The sequence below is a fragment of the Isoptericola sp. NPDC055063 genome, assembly GCF_053608125.1.
Genome location: NZ_JBSGUW010000003.1, coordinates 85,180 through 109,831, shown reverse-complemented (window position 1 = coordinate 109,831; position 24,652 = coordinate 85,180). Strand labels below are relative to the sequence as shown.

The 24,652-nt window shown below is 73.2% G+C and carries 25 protein-coding genes; 15 read left to right on the top strand and 10 right to left on the bottom strand.

Features of this window, described 5'->3' with window-relative positions; translation table 11 throughout:
* The first annotated feature begins 14 nt into the window (after positions 1-14).
* The 9 genes from ACWF41_RS04440 to ACWF41_RS04400 all read left to right on the top strand — a co-directional run bounded on the left by ACWF41_RS04440 (position 15) and on the right by ACWF41_RS04400 (position 9,041).
* Complete coding sequence (locus tag ACWF41_RS04440) at positions 15-530, top strand: hypothetical protein (RefSeq protein ID WP_380318677.1); 516 nt, start codon at positions 15-17, stop codon at positions 528-530.
* A 2-nt stretch (positions 531-532) separates the two neighbouring features.
* Positions 533-1,864 carry a phage tail protein gene (locus ACWF41_RS04435; RefSeq protein ID WP_380318681.1) on the top strand — a complete coding sequence of 444 codons (1,332 nt, stop codon included), beginning with the start codon at positions 533-535 and terminating at the stop codon, positions 1,862-1,864.
* 2 nt (positions 1,865-1,866) lie between these two features.
* Positions 1,867-4,344: an SGNH/GDSL hydrolase family protein gene (locus ACWF41_RS04430; RefSeq protein WP_380318684.1), complete on the top strand. Its 2,478-nt coding sequence runs from the start codon at positions 1,867-1,869 to the stop codon at positions 4,342-4,344.
* Positions 4,345-4,357: 13 nt separating this feature from the next.
* Entirely contained in the window at positions 4,358-6,886 is a 2,529-nt protein-coding gene (locus ACWF41_RS04425; RefSeq protein ID WP_380318687.1) for a tail fiber domain-containing protein, read from the top strand.
* Entirely contained in the window at positions 6,883-7,257 is a 375-nt protein-coding gene (locus tag ACWF41_RS04420) for a hypothetical protein (protein WP_380318690.1), read from the top strand. The genes ACWF41_RS04425 and ACWF41_RS04420 overlap by 4 nt, the downstream gene beginning before the upstream one ends.
* 67 nt (positions 7,258-7,324) lie before the next feature.
* A complete protein-coding gene (locus tag ACWF41_RS04415; protein WP_380318693.1) occupies positions 7,325-8,008 on the top strand; it encodes a peptidoglycan-binding domain-containing protein in 684 nt (227 codons plus the stop codon).
* Positions 8,005-8,454 carry a hypothetical protein gene (locus ACWF41_RS04410; protein WP_380318696.1) on the top strand — a complete coding sequence of 150 codons (450 nt, stop codon included), beginning with the start codon at positions 8,005-8,007 and terminating at the stop codon, positions 8,452-8,454. Before ACWF41_RS04415 ends, ACWF41_RS04410 begins: the two co-directional genes overlap by 4 nt.
* On the top strand, positions 8,454-8,660 hold the full coding sequence (locus ACWF41_RS04405) for a hypothetical protein (protein ID WP_380318699.1): 207 nt from the start codon (positions 8,454-8,456) through the stop codon (positions 8,658-8,660). The genes ACWF41_RS04410 and ACWF41_RS04405 overlap by 1 nt, the downstream gene beginning before the upstream one ends.
* A 129-nt stretch (positions 8,661-8,789) precedes the next feature.
* Positions 8,790-9,041: a hypothetical protein gene (locus ACWF41_RS04400; protein ID WP_380318701.1), complete on the top strand. Its 252-nt coding sequence runs from the start codon at positions 8,790-8,792 to the stop codon at positions 9,039-9,041.
* 19 nt (positions 9,042-9,060) lie between these two features.
* Here ACWF41_RS04400 and ACWF41_RS04395 read toward each other — a convergent pair whose 3' ends face one another.
* The 5 genes from ACWF41_RS04395 to ACWF41_RS04375 form a co-directional block, all read right to left on the bottom strand.
* Positions 9,061-9,675 carry a hypothetical protein gene (locus ACWF41_RS04395; RefSeq protein WP_380318703.1) on the bottom strand — a complete coding sequence of 205 codons (615 nt, stop codon included), beginning with the start codon at positions 9,673-9,675 and terminating at the stop codon, positions 9,061-9,063.
* 56 nt (positions 9,676-9,731) lie between these two features.
* Positions 9,732-10,445 (bottom strand): DUF2637 domain-containing protein, encoded by a 714-nt coding sequence (locus ACWF41_RS04390; protein ID WP_380318705.1) that lies wholly within the window; start codon positions 10,443-10,445, stop codon positions 9,732-9,734.
* Positions 10,446-10,486: 41 nt separating this feature from the next.
* On the bottom strand, positions 10,487-11,113 hold the full coding sequence (locus ACWF41_RS04385; RefSeq protein WP_380318708.1) for a hypothetical protein: 627 nt from the start codon (positions 11,111-11,113) through the stop codon (positions 10,487-10,489).
* Between the two features lie 400 nt (positions 11,114-11,513).
* Positions 11,514-12,026, bottom strand: a complete 513-nt coding sequence (locus tag ACWF41_RS04380) for a YcxB family protein (protein WP_380318711.1) — start codon at positions 12,024-12,026, stop codon at positions 11,514-11,516.
* Positions 12,027-12,048: 22 nt separating this feature from the next.
* Complete coding sequence (locus tag ACWF41_RS04375) at positions 12,049-12,342, bottom strand: hypothetical protein (RefSeq protein ID WP_380318714.1); 294 nt, start codon at positions 12,340-12,342, stop codon at positions 12,049-12,051.
* Between the two features lie 153 nt (positions 12,343-12,495).
* Here ACWF41_RS04375 and ACWF41_RS04370 point away from each other — a divergent pair, with 153 nt between their 5' ends.
* From ACWF41_RS04370 to ACWF41_RS04355, 4 genes are read left to right on the top strand one after another with little or no spacing between them, the layout of a single operon-like run.
* Complete coding sequence (locus tag ACWF41_RS04370) at positions 12,496-13,410, top strand: ABC transporter ATP-binding protein (protein ID WP_380318717.1); 915 nt, start codon at positions 12,496-12,498, stop codon at positions 13,408-13,410.
* Positions 13,397-14,299, top strand: coding sequence for an ABC transporter permease (locus ACWF41_RS04365; RefSeq protein WP_380318720.1), 903 nt, complete (start codon positions 13,397-13,399; stop codon positions 14,297-14,299). Before ACWF41_RS04370 ends, ACWF41_RS04365 begins: the two co-directional genes overlap by 14 nt.
* On the top strand, positions 14,299-15,249 hold the full coding sequence (locus ACWF41_RS04360) for an ABC transporter ATP-binding protein (RefSeq protein WP_380318723.1): 951 nt from the start codon (positions 14,299-14,301) through the stop codon (positions 15,247-15,249). Before ACWF41_RS04365 ends, ACWF41_RS04360 begins: the two co-directional genes overlap by 1 nt.
* Positions 15,246-15,959: an ABC transporter permease gene (locus ACWF41_RS04355; RefSeq protein WP_380318726.1), complete on the top strand. Its 714-nt coding sequence runs from the start codon at positions 15,246-15,248 to the stop codon at positions 15,957-15,959. The genes ACWF41_RS04360 and ACWF41_RS04355 overlap by 4 nt, the downstream gene beginning before the upstream one ends.
* Positions 15,960-15,962: 3 nt before the next feature.
* Here the strand turns inward: ACWF41_RS04355 and ACWF41_RS04350 are convergent, their stop codons facing one another.
* The 4 genes from ACWF41_RS04350 to glnA form a co-directional block, all read right to left on the bottom strand.
* On the bottom strand, positions 15,963-16,979 hold the full coding sequence (locus ACWF41_RS04350; protein ID WP_380318728.1) for a DUF808 domain-containing protein: 1,017 nt from the start codon (positions 16,977-16,979) through the stop codon (positions 15,963-15,965).
* Between the two features lie 112 nt (positions 16,980-17,091).
* The gene (locus tag ACWF41_RS04345; protein ID WP_380318730.1) at positions 17,092-17,988 is read right to left on the bottom strand and encodes a glycoside hydrolase family 19 protein; all 897 of its coding nucleotides are present in this window, start codon (positions 17,986-17,988) and stop codon (positions 17,092-17,094) included.
* A 193-nt stretch (positions 17,989-18,181) separates the two neighbouring features.
* Positions 18,182-21,397, bottom strand: a complete 3,216-nt coding sequence (locus tag ACWF41_RS04340; protein WP_380318733.1) for a bifunctional [glutamine synthetase] adenylyltransferase/[glutamine synthetase]-adenylyl-L-tyrosine phosphorylase — start codon at positions 21,395-21,397, stop codon at positions 18,182-18,184.
* Positions 21,394-22,731 carry a type I glutamate--ammonia ligase gene (glnA, locus tag ACWF41_RS04335; RefSeq protein ID WP_380318736.1) on the bottom strand — a complete coding sequence of 446 codons (1,338 nt, stop codon included), beginning with the start codon at positions 22,729-22,731 and terminating at the stop codon, positions 21,394-21,396. Before glnA ends, ACWF41_RS04340 begins: the two co-directional genes overlap by 4 nt.
* Positions 22,732-22,848: 117 nt before the next feature.
* On the opposite strand from glnA, the gene panB reads away from it, so the two are divergent.
* On the top strand, positions 22,849-23,718 hold the full coding sequence (gene panB / locus ACWF41_RS04330; RefSeq protein ID WP_380318739.1) for a 3-methyl-2-oxobutanoate hydroxymethyltransferase: 870 nt from the start codon (positions 22,849-22,851) through the stop codon (positions 23,716-23,718).
* A 19-nt stretch (positions 23,719-23,737) separates the two neighbouring features.
* Here panB and ACWF41_RS04325 read toward each other — a convergent pair whose 3' ends face one another.
* On the bottom strand, positions 23,738-24,142 hold the full coding sequence (locus tag ACWF41_RS04325; RefSeq protein ID WP_380318742.1) for a VOC family protein: 405 nt from the start codon (positions 24,140-24,142) through the stop codon (positions 23,738-23,740).
* 55 nt (positions 24,143-24,197) lie between these two features.
* Here ACWF41_RS04325 and ACWF41_RS04320 point away from each other — a divergent pair, with 55 nt between their 5' ends.
* Positions 24,198-24,650, top strand: coding sequence for a MarR family winged helix-turn-helix transcriptional regulator (locus tag ACWF41_RS04320; protein ID WP_380318745.1), 453 nt, complete (start codon positions 24,198-24,200; stop codon positions 24,648-24,650).
* Positions 24,651-24,652: the final 2 nt, after the last annotated feature.

The following is a 24,652-nucleotide window of genomic DNA, read 5'->3' as shown; positions in this document are numbered from 1 at the left end:
GGAGGCGGCCGCGCGTGGGTGACGACTTCCGCATCGAGGGCATGGACTCGCTCGAGGCGCTCGCGAAGGTGATGCGCAAAGTCGGCGACGGCAAGGAGATCCGCAAGGAGCTGCTGGCCGCGCTGCGGGCGGCGGGCACGCCGACGGCGGACGACATGCGCACGGAGCTCGCGGCGAAGCTGCCGAAGCGGGGCGGGGCGTCCAAGTACCTCACGAAGAAGAAGCGCACGTTCGCGGTGCGCAACCGGCTCTCGTCGAGCGCGAAGGAGTCCGCCGGCATCCGCATCGTGTCGACGGACAAGGGCCACGACTACAACTCGCTCGAGCGGCGCGGCACGCTGCGGCACCCGGTGTACCCGTGGCGCCGGCGCCCGCGCCGCTCGTGGCGGTGGGTGGAGCAGAAGGTGCCCACCGCGGGCCTGCTCGAGGGCGTGCTCGACGACCACCAGGACGAGTTCCTGGACGGCATCGGTGAGGCCATGACGGCGGCGGCCGCCGCGATCGAGCAGGCGATCAGCAAGGAGGTGTAGGCGTGGCGACACCGGCAGTGGAGTTCACCGTCGTCGGGGTGGACAAGGCGTCGAAGACCTTCGACGACGTGGGAAAGTCGGCGGCGGACTCGGCGGACAAGATCAGCCGGGCGTCCGAGGAGGCCGGGAGCAAGTTCGACGCGGCGGGTGAGTCCGCCGGCGACCTCGCGACGTGGACCGCGACCCTCGGCGACGGCATGGCCACCCTCGGTGAGCAGATCGGCGGCCCCGCCGGGAAGTTCCTCGAGCTGGGCGGCAACGCGATCCTCGCGGGGACAGCGATCGGTGACCTCGGTGAGGGCCTGGTGCAGGCGACCACGTGGGTCAAGAACCTCGGCATCGTGCAGAAGGCGCAGGCCGCCGCGGCGTGGGTCGCGACGGCGGCGCAGAAGGCGCTCAACTTCGCGATGAAGGCCAACCCGATCGGCCTGATCATCACCGGCATCACCCTCCTGGTGGCCGGCCTCGTCTGGTTCTTCACCAAGACGGAGATCGGCCGCAAGATCGTCGCGGCCGCGTGGGCTGGCATCAAGGCCGCGATCGAGGCCGTCGGGAAGTGGTTCACCGACACGCTCGTGCCGTGGTTCTCCCAGGCGATCGAGAAGATCAAGGGGTTCTTCGGCGGGGCGAAGACGTGGATCACGGAGAAGTGGACGGCGCTGATCGAGTGGTTCAAGGCCGTCCCGGGCCGGATCGGTGCGGCCATCGGCGCGGTCGTCGGCGCGATCCGGACGAAGTTCACGACCGCCCGCGACAAGGTGAAGGACGTCTTCAACGGCGTCGTCGACTGGTTCCGCAACATCCCCTCCCGCGTCGGCTCCGCCGTCGGCAAGGTCGCGTCCTTCGTCGGTGAGAAGTTCGGCTCCGCCCGCGACCGGGTGAAGGACATCTTCAACGGCATCGTCGACTGGTTCAAGAACCTGCCGAGCCGGATCGGCACCGCGATCTCCGGCGTGAGCTCCGCCATCACGGGCGTCTTCAAGTCCGCGTTCAACGCGGTCGCCGGCTGGTGGAACCGGAGCATCGGGGCGATCGGCTTCACGGTGCCCGGGTGGGTGCCCGGCGTCGGCGGCCGCAGCTTCGACGTCCCCAACATCCCCATGCTCGCCAAGGGCGGCACCATCCGCCAGGGCGGCTGGGCCGTCGTCGGCGAGAAGGGCCCCGAGGTCGTCGACCTGCCGACCGGCTCGACCGTGTACCCGAACGGCACCGGCCCCGCCGGCACCGGCCGCAACGTCGAGATCAAGATCATCAACCACTTCCCGCAGGCCGAGCCCACCTCGGTCACGACCAACAAGGCGCTGCAGTACGCGGCCGCGATCGGGGTGGTGTGACAGTGGCAGACGTCTACGAGGTGACCTGGGGCCTGTCCGGGGTCGACTCGCTGCGCTGGGGCCTGCAGGCCGTGTCCATGTGGCGGCCGCCGGTCACCACCCGGCGCACCACGCTCGAGGTGCCGGGCAGGCACGGCGTGATCAGCGCCGGCCTGCCCGTCTTCGACGAACCGACCGTCACCCTCACGATGTGGCTCCACGGCTCCACCCAGGACGACATCGAGAACGCGACGCTCGAGCTGTACGGCCTGCTCGGAGCGCCCGGCCTGATCCTGTCGCGCACGTCCGGCGGCCTCGTCACCTCGGCGCCGGCCGTGCTCGTCTCGGTCGCCCCGGACGAGTTCACTACCGCCGCGGAGGCGACCTTCGAGGTCGTCCTCGCCGTGCCCGGCGTGTTTCTGCGCGGTACCGAGTCAGACACCACCATCACAGTCTTCGGCCGATCGGTCTCGGTGCTCGCTGGGTCCACAGCGCCAGTCGGCGACGCGGTGCTGCGGATCGACGACCCGGACAACCCTGTGGTCACCGACGTTGTGTCAGGGACAGGTATCTCGTGGACGGGATCGATGCCAGGCTGGTACCTGTTCGTCGACGCAGGTGCGATGCGGGCGTGGCTGTCGCAGGACGCTGACGCGTGGACGCCGCCGCCAGGTGCGCTAGTCCGAAAGAACTTCGTCCAGAACCCTTCGTTCGAGGTCTCGGGCGCGCTGTGGGTGGCGACTGGCGGCACCGGGACCATCACCGCCTCGTTCCCGCAGATGTGGGGCGGCGGCGGCGCGGGGTCGCGGTGCATGCAGCTCGCGGCGGACGGTTCGAGCCCGTACCTGACGCTCACCCAGCTCGCGAGCACCTCGGCCCCCGTGACGCCCGGACAGTGGGTCGCGCTCGCGGCGCTCGTCGCGGGCGAGACGAGCTACCCGGCCGCGGGCGGCGGTATTCGGCCGACGGTCGCGTTCACGGGGTCGGCCAACACATTCCATTCGGGCCCGGTCACGCCGGCGCCGTTCTATGCCGGACGGCGCGCCGTGTTCATGGTGCAGGCCCCGGCGACGGCGACGGCCGCCTACATCAACGTCCAGGCGTACTCCGGCTCGACGGGCGTTCTCCTCCCAGCGGGACACCGCATGTGGGTCGACAGCGTCATGATCGGCGTCGGCGACACGCAGGCCGAAGCTCTAGCCCAGTTGGGCTCTCGGACCGGCCCGCTGATGCAGTGGGATGTCGCAGTGGCGGCGGGCCGCGCGCAGGCCCTCGTGGTCGGTGACAGCATCAGCGAGGGATCCGCCGTGAGCACGCTCGCGAAGCGGTGGCAGTCGCTCCTCCAGGAGCGCCTGGCTCCGACGGGGCCAGAGTTCCCCTACATCCCGGCCGCGCCAGCGAATTCCGTCCCGGGGTGGCCGGTCTCGTGGACCGGCGCGACGGGCACGAACCCGAGCTGGGGCCTCGGGATCCGCACCCGCGTCCTGACGGACGCTACATCCACTGTGACGTTCACGTTCACGGGGACGTCGTTCAAGCTCGCGTACCTGCGAACGGCGAGCACAGGGGTCATGAAGGTCGTGGTCGACGGAGGGGCGCCGACGCTCGTGGACACGTATTCCGCGACGACCAACCTGTCGGCCGTGTGGTCGTCACCGGCACTGGTAGCGGGGGCGCACACCGTGACTGTGACGCGGGACGCGAGCAGCGTCGCTGGCCGGTCCGTCTACGTTCAGGGGTTGCACGCCTATGCGGGTGACGAGGGCACAGGTGTGCGTGTGCTGGACGGAGCGCACGCGGGCTTCTCCACCGCGGACTTCGTCTCCGGAGACCGCCTCAACGCGGGGATCGCCGCACTCGCCGCGGGGGGTGGTGCGGACCTGTTGTTCATCGGCCTGTTGAACAACGACTACGGGCAGGGCGTGAGCCTGGCGGACTATGAGGCCAACCTGCGGAGCATCATCGCCGGGTACCGCAACGCGGGGTTCGTCGGCTCGGTGGTGCTCCTGGGGATGGCTCGGCAGGCTGGTGCCGATCCGGTCCTGTGGCAGGAGTACCACGACAGGCTGTCGATCATCGCAGCCGGTGACGCAGCTGTGTCCTACCTCGACCTGCGCGCATTCATCCCGGACGCCGACGACGCCCCTGAGCTCTACGCAGACGGGGTGCACCCGAACGACGCTGGGCAGGCTCTCATCGCGGCCGGCATCGGGGACTACGTGACGCAGTACCCGCAGTACCCCGTCGAGGTCAGTTACTTCGACGGCGACACAACGGACGCGGCGTGGATGGCCAACGCATGGACAGGCACGCCGCACGGCTCGACCTCGACCCAGACCATCACGCCCGAGGCGGCGACGGCAGGCCTGGACTACCCGGCGGCAGGTCGCCTGCAGCTGTGGCCGCGGATGGTCGCGACGGACCCGTCGGATAGGGCTGCACGGGTGACCGTCACGGGCGCGTCTGAAGTCGTGGTGCGGGCTCGGCCCGCCTACCTGTAGAGAGGAGCACCGCGTGGTCTACGACGTGCGCCTGCGGGCCTACGAGCCTGGCGGGTCGGCGATCGGGTTCCTGCCGGAGCCGCTCAAGCTCGACGTGTCGTTCGTGCACAACGACACGGGCGCGCTCTCGATCGAGTACTCCCGCGCCGCGGCGGGCGGCGACATCCTGGGCCGCGGCCTCGAGCAGGGGCTCGAGGTCGCGGTCGAGGTGTCGAACGGCGGGACGTGGGTGGAGCCGCGCGGCGGCCGGTTCGTGCTCGTCTCCCGCGACCACGACCAGGCGGACGTCGGCGACGTCGTGCGCCTGACCCTGCCGTCGTACTCGTGGCTGCTGATGAAGGCCCGGAACCTGAACACCGCGAGCCTGCTCCCGGAGGGTGACGAGCAGGCGGGCAAGCGACCGTTCTACAGCAAGCCGGCGGGCGTCATCATGCGGACGCTGCTGGACGAGAACGCGGCCCGGGGCGGTGTCCCCGTCGCGCGCGGGTGGACGGACGCGGCGGACACGGCTGGCGCCGCGTGGTCCCAGGCGGCGACGCTGTACTACGAGCTCGGCGACGGGCTCGACGTGATCCTGTCGAGCCTGGCCGACCAGGGCATGTGCGACTGGCGCACGAACGGACGCACGCTGCAGATGTGGAACGCGGACTCGCCCGCGCTCTCGCGCGCCCTGGACGCCACGGTGCGGCTCTGGCTGGGCACGGACGTGCAGGACGCGCCGTCGGCTGAGTCCATCGAGGAGATCGTGTCGCGGGCGCTGCTGCGCGGCGACGGCGGCCTGGTCGTCACGGTCGACAACCCGTCGGCGCCGACCCCGTGGGGCGAGTGGGAGGGGTACGTCTCCCAGGGCGGCGTCACGGACGAGATCACCGCCCGCAAGCTCGTGCAGTCGGACCTGCAGCGCGCGTCCCGGGTGCGCGGGCAGTACACGCGCGCGCTGGTGCTCGCCGGCGACGTCGCGCACGCGCCCCTGATCGACTATTGGCCGGGCGATTGGATCATGGCGCCGACGACCGGCACCGGCGAGAAGGTCCGCGTGCAGCAGGTCACGATCAGCAAGGGCTCGGACGGTGTGACGGGGTCGGTCGTGCTGCACGACCGGGTCATGGCCGCCGAGCTGCGCGCGGCCCGCAAGATGCAGGGCATCACCGGCGGCGCGGCCGCCGGCGGCTCCGGGCGCCCCACGAACGACGATACGGTCGACGGCGGGCAGAACCCGCCCGCGCCGTCGGCGCCGGGCCTGTTCTCCAAGCTCGGCACGGTGACGGTCAGCTGGGACGGCAAGACCGTGGGCGGCAACCCGATGCCCGGCAACGTCGTGCGCGTCGACGTCTACCAGGACGGCGAGCTGGTGGCCGCCCTGTACTCGGGTGACACCTCGGTCCCGATCGTGGGCCTGCCCGTCGTGTCGACGGCGTTCTACCTCAAGGCAGTGGACGACCGCGGCCGGGAGTCCGTCGCCTCGACGTCGTCGGTGATCGTGCCGCACCGCATCGAGGGCCCCGACATCGAGGCGAACTCCGTCACCACGAACGAGCTCGCGGCCGGGTCGGTCACGACGGAGGTCCTCGAGGCGACGGCGATCGACGGCATGACGATCACGGGCGCCACGATCCGCACCGCGGCGTCCGGCGACCGTGTCCAGATGTCCGGCACGTCGCTGCGGTCCATCGAGGACAGCGTCACGCGCGTCACGATCGACCCGTCCGGCGTCACCGTGCCCGCCACCGGACGCCTCCGCGCCCTGCACTCGGACGGGTCCTCCGCGGCCTGGTTCGGCCCGGTCTACGCGATCGCCACCGGCACCCTGTTCGGGCGCGGCCTGCTGGTGCAGAAGGACAACGCCGGCGCGGACGCAGGGAACGACATCTTCCAGGCGATCTTCCGGACGGACGCGACGACGGTCGTCAAGGCCGGGCAGGGCACGACATCCAGGGTCGGCGAGTTCGCCGCCTACGCCAACAACGTGTACCTCTGCGGCACGGGCGCGGACGGCGTCACCCTGCAGTCGCTCACCACCGACGGGACCGGCGTCCGGACCCAGCTCGGGATGAACAACGACCGCGCCCGGCTGTCCATGTGGTCCACCGCCGGCGACTCCTACGGTTCGCTCGGCGTGGACTCAGGCGGACCGCACATCTACGGCGCGGGCACGACCAGCGCGTCCGCGAACGTCGTCCTCGACGGCGGGTACGTGAAGATGACCTCGTCGTCCCTGCGGTACAAGCAGGACGTCGAGCGCCTCGACATGGACGACGTCGACACGGCGACCATCCTCGACGCGCTCGCGCCCCGCACCTGGCGCGACCGCACCGACGTCGCCGAGGACCCGGACACGACACGCCGCTTCGTCGGCACGATCGCGGAGGACATGCACGACGCCGGCCTCGGCCAGTGGGTCGGCTACGACGACCAGGGACGCCCCGACAACCTGTCCTACGACCGGCTGACGAACCTCCTCGCCGTCGTCGTACAACGCCAGCAGGAGCAGCTCACGGCGCTCGCGGCACGGGTCGCCGCGCTCGAGGCGGCGGCCGGATGACGGCGACGGTGCCGGAGGGCACGCCGTGGTGGGCGTGGCTGCTCCTCATGCTCGTCGTCCTCGCGCTGGTGCCGATCCTGCTCGCCCTGATCAACGCACGGCGTGCCTCGCACGGGGTGAACAACAGCCACGACGTCAACCTCCGGGACGACCTCGACGAGAAGCACGAGGCCGTCCTGGCGGCCGTCGGCGAGCTGCGCGACGACCTCAAGCGGCACGACTCCGAGATCCGGGGTCTGCGTCGCGACATCGGCCGGGACCGGGACGACACCCGCGCCGTCGCTGAGCGGCTCGACGGCCACACCGCCGAGTCGCGGCGCGAGCACGAGACGCTCGTGAGCCGGATCGAGCGGATCGCCGACCGGCTCTGACCACCACCCACCACCAGCCCCCGCACCGCCCGGTGTGGGGGCTTCGTCGTACCCGAAGGGACTCACCATGGGCATCGGACGTCAGTCCGCCAGCGCGTCGACCCTGCGCGCCTTCCTGAAGTGGGCGCACGCCTACGGCTTCCGCGTGGCGGAGCACCCCGACTACGGGGGCGTGCACCCGGTGCACACGAAGGGGTCGTGGCACTACGACGGCCTCGCCGCGGACCTGAACTACGGGCCCGCGGGCTCGCCGGCGTCCGAGCGCACCGCGGCGCAGTACGCGATCCAGGTCGCGCAGAGCATGGGCCTGGGCGTGATCTACGCGCTGCGCGGCACGCACGGCTCCGCCGCCGGCCACCGCGACCACCTCCACGTCGACGTGTCCGCGTCCACGAACCTCGGCGACCGGTACACCACCACGCCCAAGGGCGACCGGCGCGTGCAGCAGCTGCAGGAGGCCGTCGGCTTCCCGTGGAAGCAGCGCGACAACCTCTGGGGCCCGGACACCGAGAAGCGCCTCGAGGACGTGCGCGCCGCGTCCCGGTTCCGCGGCTCGAAGTTCCCGCACGGCGTCGCCGCCACGCAGCGCGCCGTCGGCGCCGACGACGACGGCAAGTGGGGCCCGAAGTCCCGCGCCGCGCACGACCGCACCGTGCAGGCCATCCAGCGCGTCCTCGGCGTGAAGGCCGACGGCGTGTGGGGCCCGACGACCGAGCGCGCCTACCAGGCCCTGCGGAAGGAGAAGCGGTGATCCTCACCCTCACGTTCTGGCGCGCCGCCGGCCTGCGCGCCCTCTACACGGTCCTCGCGGCCGCGCTCCCGCTCCTCGCGCCCCTGGTCGGCGGCGGCTGGGACGACGTCTGGCAGACGCTCCTCGCGCTCGCGCTCGCGGCCGCGCTGTCCGTCGCGACGTCGCTCGCGAACCTGCCCGAGCTCGGCGGCGGACGGACACGCTGGGCGGCCGTGCTCGACCGCGTCGTCCGGACGTTCGCGCAGACGCTCGCGGCGGCGCTCGCGTCCGCTGTCGCGTTCTCGGACATCTCCTGGCCGCTGCTGCTGACGCAGGCGGTGACGGCCGCGCTCGTGACCCTGATCCGGACGGCGATCGACCTCCTGCCTGAGGTTCCGGACACGGACACCACCCTGACGGCGGACACGGACACGCTGACGGCCGCGGACGAGCAGCGGGAGGCGTGATGGACGAGGAGCCGATGCTGCGGTGGTTCGCCTACGACCACCTGACGAAGGAGCCGTTGCGCGACGTTTCGTTCCGGTTCTACTGCCTGGCCTACGACGTCGTCGCGATGCTGCCCCGGACGCCGGAGCGGACGGTCGCGCTGCGCAAGCTCCTCGAGGCGAAGGACGCCGCCGTGCGGACGGCGCTCGACGTCACCCCGGGCTGACCGGACACGGACGCCCCCGTCCACCCTTCACGGGTGGGCGGGGGCGTCTTCGTCGTGCCCGAACGTGTGTTCTACCCTGGCGGCATGGGGACAAGGCGACGGCCGCCGCCGGGAGGCTGGCCTGGCGCCGTGGAGACGGTGCCGCTGCGCGACCACGCGATCGACGCGCCGAAGGGCGCCCGCGCCGGCGAGCGAGTCGTCGAGCCGGAGCAGCCGCCCGCGGTGTCCGCGTGGATCACCTACGGCCGAGACCAGCGCGAGGCCGAGATCGACGGCTGGGCCATCGCCTGGACCTCGCGCCAGGTCCGCGTCCGCTACCTCGACGCCGGCGGCCGCGAGGGCTGGGCGTGGGTGTGGGCGTCCGCCGTCACGCGTCGGTGACCGAGGGCCCGGGCGCCGCTCAGCCGCAGTCCCCGGCATGGATCCGGCGCGCGTCCATGTAGTCGATCTTCCGGATCGGGCCGTACATCGAGTGCTTGTCGAAGACCTCGCGGTCGGCGCCGAGGTAGAGCACGGCGTAGGCGTCGGTGGCGGACTCCTCGCGCACCCCCGCGGACGCCGGCCGGGTCGTGTCGCACGTCCGCAGGATCAGGGCGTGCGCGACCTCGTGACGGATCAGCTGGTCGACCCAGTAGCGCCCCTTCGTGGTGCGGTACGTCGTGCTGGATGCGGCGATCGTGATAGCGCCACCGCCCTCGGCCGTGCCCTTGTAGCAGCCGATCACGCCGTCGTCGGGCACGGGCCGCCCGCACGCCTTGGCGGCAGAGGTGTGCGTGATCCGCACGCCATAGACCTTCTCGTAGTGGGCCTCGACGGCCGAGCGGGCCGTCTCTCGCCGCAGGGCGCGCTCGCTGTCGTCGACCACGGGCGGGACGACCAGCGCGCGCCCAGGGCCGAGGGTCCCTGCCACCCTCACGGGGCCCGCGGAGAGCTCGGCCGCCTCGGGCAGGAGGGGCGTGATCGTCACCGCGATGGCCGCGAGGAGCACGACGACCACGGCCCGGACACTCCTCACGACCCGAAGTCTGCGGGCCGATGCCCTGGGCGCGCATCCGTTGGAGCGGGTGAAGTTCACGCCGTCACCGCCCCGCCGGCGACCTCACGGCGCAGCAGCTCGGCGACGGCCGACTTCCCGACCTCCACCCGCTCGGCGATCGCCCGGACGGACAGCCCCTCGGCGGCCAGGCGGACGATCTCGTCCCGGTGCTCGGCGGCGCGTCCCCGCGGGCGGGGCGTCGGGTGCCGGCGGACGACGGACGGGCCGGACGTCGCAGCCGTCCCGGACGGGGAGTCTGTGTCCGTCTCACGCGCGGCGTCCCACTCCGCGGACACCTCGTCCTCCCCGGCGCTCGCGGCCGCGTCCGTCCGGGCGACGATGAGGTCCGCGATCGTGTGGGTGGCGAGGAGGACGGCGATCGGGGCGAGGGCGGCGACGACGGTCCCGACGGCGCGCTGCCAGGTGTCGGGGACGCCGGCGGCGTGGGCGGCGTTGGCGGCCACGGACACGGCGGTCCAGAGCGCGAGGGTGGCCCAGGCGCCGACGGCGCGCTCGTGCCGTGCGCGCTTCACGAGGATGGCGAGGGTGTAGACGACGATCGCGGAGTCGAGCATGACGGGCACGGCCCAGATGAGGCGGTGCGGGACGTGGGCCCAGGAGCTGACGCCGACGAGCCCGGCGAAGGACAGCGCGAAGCTGACGGCGGCGAGGCCGGCGGCGAGGAGCACGGCGACGATAAGGACGGGCATGGTGTCGGGGTTGAGGCGGGCGGTGCGCTGCTGGGACATCGGGTCTCTCCTTCGTGGTGGTGGTGCTCGGTGGGCAGGTGTCAGCGGCGCGCGATGAGCGCGCGGATGCTGGCGAGAGTCTCGGGGCGGACGGGGTTGGCGGCCGCGTGCGCGGCCTCCTCGACCAGCTGCTTCTGGATGTTCGTCGGGCCGTCAGGCCGGGGCTGCCGCGGTGCGGCGCCCGTCTTCCTCCGAGAGGAGGGGAAGGCGCGCCACCGTGTCAGGTTGGGAGCACCGCCGGGGCGAGCGCCGCGGGCCCGGGTGCGGGCGTCCTTGCCGGCGCGGGCGGCCGGGAGCATCGCCACCAGGGCGCGCTTCGTGACCGAGAGCAGGGACGCGACACCCCGGAGGCCCTGGCGGGCGCCGCGGCGCATGACGACGAGCAGCTCCCGCTCCTCGAGCCAGGACCGGGCACGCATGATGGTGCGCACGGACAGCCCGGCACGCTCGGCGACCTGGGCGTCGGTGGTCTCGGCGATGCCGGACCGGGCGTCGGCGATGCGGCCGAGGGCCAGGAGGTACGTGCGGACGCTCTGCGGGGCGTCGCGGAGGTCGCCCCAGCCGGACGCCGCGAGGGCGTCGACGATGCGCCAGAGGGGCGCGTGGGCGTTGATGCGCAGGGGTCGCGGCGGCGTCGCCACTCCCCCGCTATGCTGCGGGGTAGCCATCGAGAGGGTTCCGTCCTCTTGGGTGGTCAGGCCCCGTCTGGTGTTGGTAGCACCTGGCGGGGCCGTTTTCGGTTATGGGCGTCACGGTAGCAGACGGACCGCCACTTGTGGCGCCCTGGGCGCCGGGTGAAGCGGTCCGTGTTGGTCCCCTCAGATCCCCACTTAGTCCCCAGGACTACCGGCAAGACCCAACGAAGCCAACACAAGAAACGGACAAACCAACACAACCAACGGTCTCCACGTGTCCCCTGGACCGCACTCGACTTCGAGCTCTACTACGACATCTGATCGGCGGCCCGCCAGGGCCCGCTGATGTCGCCGGAACGGCGGCCGACGCTCCCGGAGCCCTACGGCGCCGGGTGGGTCGGCCGCCGTTCGTCGTTGCCGCCCGGGCCGACGGTCACCCGGCCGCGAGGGCTCGTCTGCGGATCTCGTCGAGCGCCTGCGCCGCGTGCGTCGCGGACTTCGGCACGGTCAAGGCGGCGTGCGGCCCGATGAAGACGAAGACGTGGCTGTCGGTCTCCTCGATCCGCTCGACACCGGTCCACGGGACCGTCGTCGACATGCCACCCAGGGTCTCGTGGAGGCCGGCGTCGTCGAGGGTCAGTCGGGCGTCACCGGTGATGCCGAGACCGTCGTGGGCCGCGAGCCTACGCAGGGTGCGGACGGCGTGCCGACGGTTGGCCCACGGCAGGGTGCACCACACCCCCACCGCGCCGATGGCGGCGGCGACGCCACCACCCACCCAGTCGTCCCCGAGGACGCCGATCAGGGTCAGCAGGATCAAGGCGGTGGCCGCGGCCGCGACCGCTCGCTGCCGCGTCTGCTGGGAGCGGAGGACGGCGGACGTCCGGATCACGTGGACGTTGAACGCGAGGTAGTCCGCGGTCGTCATCGGGAAGTCGATCTGCACGCCGCCCAGTGTCCCAGCACGCTCACCGCCGCGTGACCGCCCCCGCCCACAGCCAGACGAACCCCTCGCGACCGTGGGCGTCGACATACCGCACGTGCACCTGGGTGTTTGTCCAGGCGGTGGCCTCGCCCTCGACGAGCTGCTCACCGGACTGGCGCGACGTGATCCACGCCCGCACGGGGATGCCGCGGTCCGGCCTCGTGATGTGCGCGCCCTGCCGCGACCTGCCGGGCGCACCCTCGGCCGCGTCCCGCAGCGGCACGCGGTCGACTGCGCCCGTCGGCCGCCCGCTCGGGCGGCCCTCCCTCTGTCCCACGCCGCAAGGATAGCCAGGGTTCGAACATCAGTTCGACCGGCGGCCGGTGGGGCACCCGAGGCGCCCGCGGCCGTGAGGGTTCACCCTGACTTCCCCCTGAACGGCGGCGGCGAGGGGTTCCGGCGGATGACGTGCGGGGCTACGGTCGGGCTCGTGCCAGTCATCACCACCGATGAGCTCACCAAACGCTACCCGCGGGTCACCGCGCTCGACCGCCTGTCGATCGAGGTCGGCGACGGCGTCACGGGACTCGTCGGCGCCAACGGGGCGGGCAAGTCGACGCTGATCAAGATCCTCCTCGGCCTCGCGGCGCCGACGTCTGGCACGGCGACCGTCCTCGGGCACGACATCCGCGCGGACGGGGCCGCGCTGCGCGCACGGGTCGGGTACATGCCCGAGCACGACTGCCTGCCGAGCGACATGTCGGCCACCGAGCTCGTGGTCCACCTCGCCCGCGTGTCGGGGCTCCCCGCGGACGCGGCCCGCGAGCGCGCCGCGGACACGCTGCGGCACGTCGGGCTGTACGAGGAGCGCTACCGCCCGGTCGGCGGGTACTCCACCGGCATGAAGCAGCGCGTGAAGCTCGCGCAGGCCCTGGTGCACGACCCGGACGTCGTCTTTCTCGACGAGCCGACCAACGGTCTCGACCCGGCCGGCCGCGACGAGATGCTCGACCTGGTCCGCCGCATCTACGACGAGTTCGGCATCTCCGTGCTCGTGACCTCGCACCTGCTCGGCGAGCTCGAGCGCATCTGCGACCACGTGGTCGTGGTCGACGCGGGCGTGCTGCTGCGCTCGTCCGCCGTCGCCGACTTCACCCGCGCCAGCGCGCAGCTCGCCGTCGAGGTGACCACGGACGCGGACGACGCGGCGGCGGCGCTGACGGCCGCCGGGCTGCGGGTCTCGCGCGAGGGCGCGCTGCTCCTCGTCGGGCTCGACGGCGACGCGACCTACGACGTGGTCCGTGACGTCGTCGCGGACCGCGGGTACGGGCTGGTCCGGCTGACGCCGCGCCGCCACCACATCTCCGAGGTGTTCGACCAGGAGGTTGACGATGCCGCCGTCTGACCCGCCCGCCGGTGTCATCCACGACATCGGCTACCGCGAGTACGAGGGCCCGCGGCTCGGCCGACGCGGGATCGCCCTCGGGCTCTACACCCACACGCTGCGGGGCGTCTTCGGGCTGGGCCGCGCGCCGCGGTCGAAGGTCGTGCCCATGGGCCTGGTCGCCCTGATGCTGCTGCCGGCCGTGATCCTCGCCGTCGTCACCGTGGTCCTGGCCGGCCAGGGGTCGATCACCGGCCCGGTGCTGCCGTACACCCGGTACGCGATGGTGACGCAGGCGGCCGTCGCCATCTTCCTCGCCGTGGCCGCGCCGCAGGCCGTGTCCCTCGACCTGCGGTTCCACACCCTGCCGCTGTACCTCGCGCGGCCGCTGGAACGGGTGGACTACGCACGCGCGAAGCTCGCGGCGGTCGCGACGGCGGTCTTCCTCCTCCTCACGGCGCCGCTCCTGGTCATGTACCTCGGCGCGCTCGCCGCCGGCTTCGACGCCGGCCGGCAGACGGTCGACCTGCTCGAGGCGCTGGTCGGCGCCCTCCTGTTCGCCGCGATCCTCTCCGGCGTCGCGGTCCTCATCGCGTCGTGGACGGCGCGCCGCGGGTTCGGTGTGGCCGCCATCGTCACCGTCCTCGCGCTCACCTACGCCGTCGTCACCAGCCTCCAGGCCCTGGTGGCCTTCGACGCCGACGACCCGGCCACCGCCGGGTGGATCGGCCTGTTCTCGCCGATGACGCTCGTGGACGGGGTGCAGGTCTGGGCGTTCGGCGCCGAGCCGTCGTCCCCGGCCGGGCCGTCCGGCGGCGCCGCCGGCGTCGTCTTCCTCGCGGTGACCCTCGGGGTGATCGCGCTCTGCTACGCGGCGGTCGCGGCCCGATACCGGAGGGTGCGGCTCTGATGGCCACGCTGCGGATCGACGCCTGCTCCCGCTGGTTCGGCAACGTCGTCGCCGTCAACGACGTCACGATGGCGGTGGGCCCGGGCATCACCGGGCTGCTCGGGCCCAACGGCGCCGGCAAGTCCACGCTGATCCACATGCTCGGCGGCTTCCTGCCGCCGTCCGCCGGAGCGGTGACCCTCGACGGCGCGCCCACCTGGAAGAACCAGGAGATCTACCGCACCCTCGGGATCGTCACCGAGCGGGAGGCGACGTACGACTTCCTCACGGGCCGCCAGCTCGTGCGCGCGAGCGCCGAGCTGCAGGGCCTGCCCGACCCGGGCGCGGCCGCCGACCGCGCGCTGGTCACCGTCGACATGACGGACGCCCAGGACCGCAAGGTGGGCGAGTACTCCAAGGGCATGAAGCAGCGCGTCAAGATGGCGTCCGCGCTGGTGCACGACCCCGCCGTGCTGCTCCTGGACGAGCCGTTCAACGGCATGGACCCCCGGCAGCGCCTGCACCTCATCGGGCTGCTGCGCACCATGGGCGACGAGGGCCGCACCGTGCTGTTCAGCTCGCACATCCTCGAGGAGGTCGAGCAGCTGGCGCACCAGATCGAGGTCGTCGTCTCCGGCCGGCACGCGGCGTCCGGCGACTACCGCGAGATCCGCCGGCTCATGACCGACCGGCCCCACCGCTACACCATCTCCTCCAGCGACGACCGCGCGCTCGCCTCCGCGCTGGTGGCCGACGGCTCGACCGCAGGGGTCAGCCTCGACGCCGGCGGGCTGCGGGTGCAGGCGAGCGAGTTCTTGCGGTTCGCCGCGCTCCTGCCCCGCGTCGCGCGCGACGCCGGCGTCCGCCTGTACGAGGTCACCCCCGCCGACGAGTCCCTGGAGAGCGTGTTCTCCTACCTCGTCGACAGCTCGTCCCGCACCACCTCGACCGCACGGAGGGACCCGTCGTGAACGGCACCGTCGTCCGCCTGACCGCCCGCGGGATGCTGGGCGGCCGGCGCGTGTGGCTGCTCGCGGCCCTCGCCCTGCTCATCGTCGGCATCGCCGTCCTCGCGCGCCTCCTGGTCCCCGTCACCGAGGCCGAAGCGGCGACCCTGCTCCAGGGCGTGACCTTCGGGACGTTCCTGCCGCTGTTCGGCCTCGTCGTCGGCACCGGCGCGATCGCCCCCGAGATCGACGACGGCTCGATCGTGCACCTGCTGGCGAAGCCGGTCTCCCGGCACACGATCGTCCAGAGCAAGCTCGCCGTGGCGCTCGGGGCGGTGCTGGCGTTCGCGGTGGTGCCGACCGTCGTCGCGGCCGTCGTGCTCGGCCTCGGCCCGCGGGCCGCGCTCGCCTTCGGCCTGGGGGCGCTCGCTGCCGGCGCGGTGTACGCGGTGCTCTTCCTGCTCCTGTCGATCCTCACCCGGCACGCGGTGATCATCGGCCTGGTGTACGCCCTGCTCTGGGAGAGCCTCGTGGGCAGCTTCGTGCCCGGGGCGCGGAACCTCAGCGTGCAGCAGTGGGCCCTGTCGCTCACGGGGTCGGTCGCGCCGTCCGGCCTGGTCGCGTCCGACGTCGGCACAGGCCTCGCGCTCGCCCTCGTGATCGGCGCGTTCGCCGCCGCGACCTGGTACGCCGGGCACCGTCTCCGGCTGCTCACCCTCGCATCCGCCGAGTGATCCTCAGCGGGTCCGGTCGTCGCCCTCCGGCGCGTCGTGGCCCGCGGCCGGCTCGGTGTCCGTCGCCGGCAGGTCGTCGTGCCCGTCGTCGTGGGACTTGCCGAACGGCAGCACGTGCATCACCGCGAGGACGACGGCGCCGACCACGACGCCGATCAGCGCGGAGAAGAACGTGTTGACGAGCCAGCCGAGGAACCCGCCGATGCCGGGCACGGCGTGCGCGACTGCCTCCTCCAGGTGGTGCACGAACTCGTAGGGCGCGTGCCAGCCGAGCTCGTCCGTGCCCGTCAGCAGGATGTGCCCGCCCACCCACAGCATCGCGACGGTGCCGACCACGGAGATCACGGCGAGCACCTTGGGCATCCCCGTGACCAGGGCGCGGCCCACACGCTGGCTGCCACGGGAGTCGCGGCCCGCGAGCGCGAGGCCCATGTCGTCCATCCGCACGATGAGCCCGACGACGCCGTACACCACCACGGTGATGGCGAGGGCGACGATCAGCAGGATGATCAGCCGCGAGAAGAACGGCTCGTGGGCCACCTCGTTGAGGGCGATGACCATGATCTCGGCGGACAGGATCAGGTCGGTGCGCACGGCTCCGGCGACGAGGGTCTTCTCGGCGTCCGGGCCGACGGCGGCAGCGGGCTTGTCGTGCCCCTCGTGCCCGCGCAGTCGGCCCCAGATCTTCTCGGCGCCCTCGAAGGCCAGGTACGTGCCGCCCACCATGAGGATCGGCGTGAGCAGCCACTCCGCCCACTGGCTGAGGATCAGGGCCACCGGGAGGATGTAGAACACCTTGTTCCGGATCGAGCCCTTGGCGATCTTCTTGACGATCGGGATCTCGCGGTTCGCGGCGACACCGTGCACGTACTGCGGCGTCACGGCGGTGTCGTCGACGACGACGCCCGCGGCCTTCGCCGTCGCCTTCGCGGCGGCGGCGCCGACGTCGTCCAGGGACGCGGCGGCGAGCTTCGCGATCGCGGCGACGTCGTCGAGCAGGCCGAGGAGGCCGGCGCTCACGCGACCGCTCCCACCGGGTGCGAGCAGGCGGGCGAGACGCCCGCGGGCGACGGCATGGGTCGTTGCATGTCCCAGATTCTGCCGTACCCACGGGCGCTCGCGGGAGCCCTGCTCAGCAGCGCAGTCCCGAGCCCGGCGAGACGCCGAGCACACCGGTGATGCGCTCGTAGCGCTCGACCCGCGCGTCGACCGACGCGGGGTTGCCGCCACCGCACTCCAGCGCCCCGTTGAGGGAGTTGATGGTCTGTCCGAACCCGGCGCCGCTGACCATCGCCTCGTGGGAGGTCATCACGCCCGGGCCGTTCTGCGTGTTCCAGTACCAGAGGGCGGTCTGCCAGGCGATCGACGGGTCGGTCTCGACGAGCCAGGGGTCGTTCAGCAGGTCGATCCCGAGGGCGTCGCCCGCGGCCTTGTAGTTGAAGTTCCAGCTGAACATGATCGGCCCGCGGCCGTAGTACGCCTCCTGGCCGGCCGGGCAGCCGAACGGCTGGGACCGGTCGCACTTGATCCAGTAGTTGGCCTCGTTGATCTCCTTGACGTACCGAAGCCCCACGGACTCGAAGTCGGCGTGGGTGAGGAACGCCGCCACCTCGCGCGTGCGCGTCGTCTCGGTGCCGGTGCTGGCGAAGGCCGGGTACGCGCCGAGGGCGTCCACGAGCCCGTCGTACGTGTAGAACGGGTCCCGGTCCGGGAAGAGCGCGTCGAACTCCGCCCGGCTCACGACGAAGTCGTCGCCCCCGTCCGCGCACGGCCCCTGGTCGACCCACACGCCCGTCGAACCGGGGGTGTTGCCCTGCGTCCACCAGCGGGCCTCCCACGCGCGCCCGTGGTGCGCCGCCGTCCGGCCGCCGCCGTAGGCCGTCGTGGACGACCAGGTCGCCGGGCACGCGGGCTCGCCCGCTCCTTCGGCGGCGGAGGCCGACGCCGCGGGGGCGAGCATGCCCACCAGGCCGACGAGCAGACCCGCCGCGGCCGCGAGGCCACGCTGGACGGTTCGGTGTTGCGTCATGAAGTTCCCTGTCTCTCGGCATTGAGAGCGGATTAGTCACCGCACCTCGCAAACCTAGCGAGGTCACGTGTCACGAGCAACGGCCTCTGCCGCGCGTGGGACGACCTCGGCCCATCCGGAACTACCTCGGCGAGAACGGAACTACCTCGCGGGGCTCGGGACTACCTGGGCGAGGACGGGACTACCTCGGCCGTCACTCCTCGCCGTAGAAGACGCGCTCCACGACGGCGCGGGCGCGACGGGCGGTGCGCAGGTAGAGCTCCTCGAGCTCTCCCCCGGTGCCGACGTCGCCGAGCAGGTCGGCGACGCCGGTGAGGTCGCGGGAGTCGTGCGGCAGCTGGTCCACCTGCGCGCCGGTGGTGCGCCCGGACCAGAGCACGACGGCCGACCGCAGCCGCGACGCGAGCACCCACGCGTCGCGCAGCTGCGCCGCGTCCTCGGCGTCGAGCAGGCCGGCGCGCTCCGCGGCGTCGAGCGCCGCGACCGTGCCGGTGGTGCGCAGGCCCGGCACCGCCGCGGCGTGCTGGAGCTGCAGGAGCTGCGCGGTCCACTCCACGTCGGAGACGCCGCCCCGGCCGAGCTTGAGGTGTCGCGCCGGGTCGGCCCCGCGCGGCAGCCGCTCCGCCTCGACCCGCGCCTTGATGCGCCGCACCTCGCGCACCCGGGCGTCGTCGAGCCCGCCGTCGGGGTAGCGCAGCGGGTCGACGACCGCCTCGAACCGCGCACCGATCGAGCCCTCGCCCGCGACGTCGCCCGCCACCGGCCGGGCGCGCAGCAGCGCCTGCGCCTCCCACCCGCTGGACCACCGCTCGTAGTACTCGGCGTATGAGGCGAGGGTGCGCACCAGCGGACCCTGCCGGCCCTCTGGCCGCAGGTCCGCGTCGACGGGAAGGGCGGGCTCGGGCCCGACCTCGGACAGCAGCGCCCGCAGCCGCGTGGCGACGCGGGTGGCGAAGTCCTGGGCGAGCTTCGGCTCGACGCCGGGCAGAGGGTCGTGCACGAACATCACGTCCGCGTCGGAGCCGTAGCCCATCTCGCGGCCTCCGAGCCGGCCCATCGCGACCACGAGCATCCGGGTCGGGTCGGCGTCCGGCGACGGGCCGAGGCCGAGCTCGGCGCGGGCGGCGTGCCCGGCGACCCGCAGCCCGCCGACCAGCGCGACGTCGGCCGCGTCGGAGATCGCGGCCGCGGCGTCGACCGGCGGCAGCAGGCCGAGCACCTCCGCGGCACCGGTGCGGGCGAGCTCGCGGCGGCGCAGGGCGCGCAGCCGCCGCGCGGCCGGCTGCGGCTCGTCGGCCCGGGTGAGGAGGGCGTCCACCTCGGCGGCCAGCCGCTGCGCGCCCCGCGGCTCCAGGCCCGACGTGTCCGCCAGCCAGCGCACGGACTCCGGCGACCGGGCCAGCGCGTCGGCGAGGTAGGTGGACGAGGCCAGGAGCTGGGTGAGGTGGTAGGCGGCGTTCTCGGAGTCGCGCAGCAGGCGCAGGTACCACGGCGTGGCGCCCAGCTCCTCCGAGAGCTTGCGGAACGCCAGCAGCCCCGCGTCCGGGTCGGCCCCCTCGGCGAACCAGCCGAGCAGCACGGGCAGCAGCTGGCGCTGCAGCGCCGCGCGCCGCGACGTGCCCGACGTCAGCGCGGCCACGTGCCGCAGCGCGCCGTCGGGGTCGCGGTACCCGACCGCGGCGAAGCGCTCGCGCGCCACCCCGGGCGAGAGCGAGAGCTCCGCGTCCGACAACTGCGCCGACGCCGGCAGCAGCGGCCGGTAGAAGACCTCCTCGTGCAGGGCGCGCACCTCGCGGCGGGTCGCGCGCCACCGCTCCAGCAGGCCCTTGGCGCCCTCGGCACGCATGCCGAGCGACCGGGCCAGACGGCGCAGGTCCTCCTCGGACGTGGGCAGCAGGTGGGTGCGCCGCAGCCGGAACAGCTGCACCCGGTGCTCCAGCGCTCGCAGGAACCGGTAGCAGACCGCCATCCGCGCGGCGTGCTCGCGCCCGACATAGCCACCGGCCGCGAGCGCCGCCAGCGCCGACAGGGTGTGCGGCGAGCGGATCTGCGGGTCGGCCCGCCCGTGCACGAGCTGCAGCAGCTGCACGGTGAACTCGACGTCGCGCAGGCCGCCCTTGCCGAGCTTGATCTGCCGGTCGGCCTCGGCGGGTGGCACGTGGGCCTCGACCCGGCGCCGCATCGCGCGGGCGTCCTCCACGAAGTGCTCGCGGTGCACGGCCGACCAGATGAACGGGTCGACGGCGGCGCGGTAGTCGTGCCCGAGGGTGGCGTCCCCGGCGATCGGGCGCGCCTTGAGCAGCGCCTGGAACTCCCAGGTCTCGGCCCACCGCTCGTAGTAGGCGACGTGGCTCGCGAGCGTGCGCACCAGCGGGCCCTGGGCCCCCTCGGGCCGCAGCGCGGCGTCGACGGGCCACAGGGCGGGCTCGGCGGACGTCGCGGAGCAGACCCGCTGCAGCCCGGCGGCGAGCCGGGTGCCCGTGGCCAGCGCCGTGTCCTCGTCGAGCTGCCCGCCGTCCGGCCCCTCCCCCGGTTCGCAGACGTAGACGACGTCGACGTCGGAGACGTAGTTGAGCTCCCGCCCGCCGGTCTTGCCCATCCCGATGACGGCGAGGCGCACGCCGGCGCCGTGGTCGTCCAGCTCGGCGCGCGCCACGGCGAGCGCCGCCTCCAGCGCGGCGGCGGCCAGGTCGGCGAGCGCGGCGGCGACCACGGGCAGGCGCGTCAGCGGCTCTCCCGCGGTGAGGTCGTCGGCGGCGAGGGCCAGGAGCCGCTCGCGGTACGCGCGGCGCAGCGCGTCGGTGGTGGTGGCCGCGCCGGGGTCGGGCCAGGCGGTGCCCGGCTCGCCCGCCGGGTCGGCCGCCACCGGCACGTCCGCCTCCGGGTCGGCCCCGACGGCGCGCAGCAGCGCGGCGCGGACGGCGGCAGGCCCGGCGTGCGTCCGCGGGCCGGGGGCGCCGGCCCCGTCGTCGGCCCGGTCGTCGTCGTCCCGGTCCTCGTCGTCGTCCGCCGCGCGCTCCGGCTCGGCGCCCTCCGACGCGCCGTCCGGGACGGCGACCACGTCGAGGAGCTCGGGGCGCCGCACCACCTCGTCGCCGAGCGCGGAAGACGCCCCCAGCACCGCGACCAGGCGCGTGCGCGCCCGCGGCGACGCGGCGTCGAGCAGCTCTCCGAGGCGCTCCCGGGCCTCGGGCGACTCCGCCAGCCGCACGAGCTGGAGCAGCGCGAGGTCGGCGTCGGCGCACGCCCCCAGCGCCGCCAGCAGCGCGTCCTCCCGTCCCGGCGCGTCGAGCGCCTCCTGCAATGCGGCATCGGACCAGAGGCTCGCCGACCGCGTGAGGTCGGCGAACCCGGCGTGCAGCAGCCTGCCGGTGAGGGTGGAACGCCGCGCCGTCACGGGACGTGTCACAGGAACTGCAGGAACCGGCGCAGCTCGTAGGGCGTGACCTGGGCGCGGTAGGCGTCCCACTCCTGCCGCTTGTTGCGCAGCACGAAGTCGAAGACGTGCTCCCCCAGCGTCTCGGCCACGAGCTCCGAGCGCTCCATGAGCTCGATCGCCTCGTTCAGCGACTGCGGCAGCGGCGCGATGCCGAGCGCGCGACGCTCCCGGTCGGTGAGCTCCCACACGTCGTCGCCGGTGGCCTCCGGCAGCTCGTAGCCGTCCTCGATGCCCTTCAGCCCCGCGGCCAGCAGCACCGCGAACGCGAGGTAGGGGTTGGTGGCGGAGTCGAGCGCCCGGTACTCCACGCGGGCGGAGTTGCCCTTGCCCGGCTTGTACATGGGCACGCGCACGAGGGCGGAGCGGTTGTTGTGGCCCCAGCAGATGTAGCTCGGCGCCTCGGCGCCGCCCCACAGCCGCTTGTAGGAGTTGACGTACTGGTTGGTCACCGCCGTGATCTCGGCCGCGTGCACCAGGAGGCCCGCGATGAACTGCCGCGCCGTCTTGGACAGCTCGAACTGGGCGCCCGGCTCGTGGAAGGCGTTGCGGTCGTCCTCGAACAGCGACAGGTGCGTGTGCATGCCGGAGCCGGGCTGGTCGACCATCGGCTTGGGCATGAACGACGCGAAGACGCCCTGCTCCAGCGCGACCTCCTTGACCACCGTGCGGAAGGTCATGAGGTTGTCGGCCGTGGTGAGCGCGTCCGCGTAGCGCAGGTCGATCTCGTTCTGGCCCGGGCCCGCCTCGTGGTGGGAGAACTCCACCGAGATGCCCATGGACTCGAGCATCGTGATCGCGGCTCGGCGGAAGTCGTGCGTGCTGCCGCGCGCCAGGTGGTCGAAGTAGCCGCCGTTGTCGACGGGGACCAGCGGCTCCTCCGGGGAGGACACCTGGTTGAACAGGTAGAACTCCACCTCGGGGTGCGTGTAGAAGGTGAACCCCTTGTCGCTCGCCTTGGCCAGCGCGCGCTTGAGCACGTTGCGGCTGTCCGCGAGGGAGGGCTCGCCGTCGGGCGTGAGGATGTCGCAGAACATGCGGCCGGTGCCGTGCCGGTCGCCGCGCCACGGCAGCACCTGGAACGTCGTCGGGTCGGGCTTGGCGATCATGTCCGCCTCGTAGACCCGCGTCAGCCCCTCGATGGAGCTGCCGTCGAAGCCGATGCCCTCCGTGAACGCCTGCTCGAGCTCGGCCGGGGCGACCGCCACCGACTTCAGCACGCCGAGCACGTCGGTGAACCAGAGCCGGATGAAGCGGATGTCGCGCTCCTCGACCGTGCGGAGCACGAACTCCTGCTGCCTGTCCATGCACCCATCCTGCCCGAGAAGTGTTAACGGGGTATGTCGTGGACGCGGCCCGGTCCGCCCCGGCCGGGACCTGGACGGATATCCGGTACCGCGGGTCGGAGGCATAGGCTGACCGGCATGTCGAACCCCGGTCACGACGCCACCGCCGACGCCGCCGCGCCCTCCCCCGCCGCCGACCTGACCCGCCGCCGTCGCGTGCGGGTCCATCACCTGGCCGAGGCCAAGGAGCGCGGCGAGAAGCTCACAATGCTCACGGCGTACGACGCCGTCACGGCCCGGCTCTTCGACGCCGCCGGCCTGGACCTGCTGCTCGTCGGCGACTCGATCGGCAACACCATGCACGGGCACGCCACGACGCTGCCCGTGACCCTCGACGACATGATCCCGCCGGCCCGCGCCGTCGCCCGCGCGGCCGAGCACGCGCTCGTCGTCGTCGACCTGCCCTTCGGGTCCTACGAGGCCGGCGCCGAGCAGGCGCTCGCGTCCGCCGTGCGGATCATGAAGGAGACCGGCGCCGCGGCCGTCAAGCTCGAGGGCGGGCGCCGCTCGGCCGCCCAGATCCGCGCGCTCACCGACGCCGGCATCCCCGTCGTGGGCCACCTCGGGTTCACCCCGCAGTCGGAGAACATCCTCGGCGGGCCGCGCGTCCAGGGCCGCGGGGACGACGCCGCCGAGGCGCTGTGCGAGGACGCGCTCGCGGTCCAGGAGGCCGGCGCCGTCGCCGTCGTGCTCGAGATGGTGCCGGTGGAGGTCGCCGCCCGCGCCACCGAGATCCTGCGCATCCCCACCATCGGCATCGGGGCCGGGCCCCGCGTCGACGGCCAGGTGCTCGTGTGGACCGACATGGCCGGCATGACCGACTGGTCGCCGCGGTTCGCGCGCCGGTTCGCCGAGGTCGGCAACCTGCTGCGCCAGGCCGCGCAGGACTACGCCGACGAGGTCCGTCGGGGCACGTTCCCCGACGCCGCGCACTCCTTCGAGCGCTAGCCGGGCCGCTCGGGCGGCCTCAGTAGCTCTGCAGCTCCCACAGGTTCCCCTCGGGGTCGCGCACGTGCGCCGTCCGGGTCGTCGGCCCCCACTCGGGCCGGGCGGTCGGCGGGGCGACCGGCGCGGCCCCGTGGGCCAGGCACAGGGCGTAGCCCTCGGCGACGTCGGCGACCCGGCTGACCAGCATTGCCGCGTCCTGCTGCGGGGCGTCGGACGGCAGGCCCGCCGTGCCCGCGATCGACGCCATCGTCGCTCGGTCCAGGAGCGTCACGGCCCCCTCGGACCCGATGTCCCAGCTCGCGTACGGCCCCGCCTCCGTGCCCCGCGCCAGCCGGGCGCCGACCAGCAGCGGCAGCACCGCGTCGTAGAAGCGGAAGCACACGTCGAAGCGGCTCACGAGCAGTCGCGGGTGCAGGGCGTCCACAGGTCTCCGATCATAGGTTCGGACCAACTATTGGTGCGCACCTTACAGTAGAGATGTGTCCTCGACCCCGCCGACCCTGTCCGCCCTGAGCACCTTTCTCCTCGCCCAGACGGGCAAGCGCGCCCGCGCCCGCCTGGCCCACCGGCTGGGCGAGCGCGGGCTGCGGCTGTGGGACCTGGCGGTGCTGGCGACGCTCGACGACGTCGGGCCCCAGTCCCAGCGCGACGTCGGCGCCCGGTTCGGCATCCACCCCAGCGACGTGACGAAGGTCGTGGACGAGCTCGCGGGGCGCGGCCTGGTGAGCCGCGACCGCGACCCCGCCGACCGGCGCCGCGTCGTCCTCGCGCTCACTCCGCCCGGAGTGCGGCTCCTCGCCGCGCTGCGGCAGGACGCCGCCGCCGTCCAGGACGAGGTCCTGGCCCCGCTGTCCGTGCAGGAGCGCGCCGTGCTGCACGGGCTCCTGCTGCGGATCCACGAGGGCATCGACGACGCCGTCGACGACGCGTAGGC

Bases quoted from the DNA above. Each gene is read 5' to 3' on its own strand.
- ACWF41_RS04365 (WP_380318720.1), top strand. From the start codon at position 13,397: ATGCCGCCGTCTGACCCGCCCGCCGGTGTCATCCACGACATCGGCTAC.
- ACWF41_RS04385 (WP_380318708.1), bottom strand. From the start codon at position 11,113: ATGGCTACCCCGCAGCATAGCGGGGGAGTGGCGACGCCGCCGCGACCC.
- ACWF41_RS04390 (WP_380318705.1), bottom strand. From the start codon at position 10,445: ATGTCCCAGCAGCGCACCGCCCGCCTCAACCCCGACACCATGCCCGTC.
- ACWF41_RS04345 (WP_380318730.1), bottom strand. From the start codon at position 17,988: ATGACGCAACACCGAACCGTCCAGCGTGGCCTCGCGGCCGCGGCGGGT.
- ACWF41_RS04420 (WP_380318690.1), top strand. From the start codon at position 6,883: ATGACGGCGACGGTGCCGGAGGGCACGCCGTGGTGGGCGTGGCTGCTC.
- ACWF41_RS04415 (WP_380318693.1), top strand. From the start codon at position 7,325: ATGGGCATCGGACGTCAGTCCGCCAGCGCGTCGACCCTGCGCGCCTTC.
- panB (WP_380318739.1), top strand. From the start codon at position 22,849: ATGTCGAACCCCGGTCACGACGCCACCGCCGACGCCGCCGCGCCCTCC.
- ACWF41_RS04405 (WP_380318699.1), top strand. From the start codon at position 8,454: ATGGACGAGGAGCCGATGCTGCGGTGGTTCGCCTACGACCACCTGACG.
- glnA (WP_380318736.1), bottom strand. From the start codon at position 22,731: ATGGACAGGCAGCAGGAGTTCGTGCTCCGCACGGTCGAGGAGCGCGAC.
- ACWF41_RS04360 (WP_380318723.1), top strand. From the start codon at position 14,299: ATGGCCACGCTGCGGATCGACGCCTGCTCCCGCTGGTTCGGCAACGTC.